General features: G+C 64.0%; 1 protein-coding gene. It reads left to right on the top strand.

What is annotated here, in order from left to right; translation table 11 throughout:
- Nucleotides 1–15: 15 nt before the first annotated feature.
- The coding region (locus AC1DKD_RS42555; RefSeq protein ID WP_477144911.1) for a hypothetical protein at nt 16–358 on the top strand (343 nt) is incomplete at its 3' end.

Consider the following 358-nt stretch of genomic DNA (forward strand, 5'->3'; position numbering starts at 1 on the left):
GAGCAGCCCCAGTCCATGTGGCGCGGCTTGATCGCCGATCACCTGGAACGCGTACTGGCGAGCTTTGAGGCACCCGATCCGTTCGGCGTCCTGGCGCCTCAGGACGTCCAGAGCCGTACCTTCGGCCGCCTCTACGACGAGGCAAGCATCCCGGGGCTGGACAGCTACCCGCACAGGGAGTTCGCGCCAGGCATCGTCGAAATGCTCGCCCTGGACCTTCCAGACACCGTTGCAGTCTTCAATCACGACAACGCCAACAGGTTCGGTGGATGGGAAGCCCTGCAAAGGCAGGGCATCGAAAACCTCCGCAACCTGGAAACCGAACAACTCGAAACCCTCCCCGCGCCCGGAGGAGGCG

The organism is Cupriavidus sp. 05T313 (assembly GCF_056396665.1).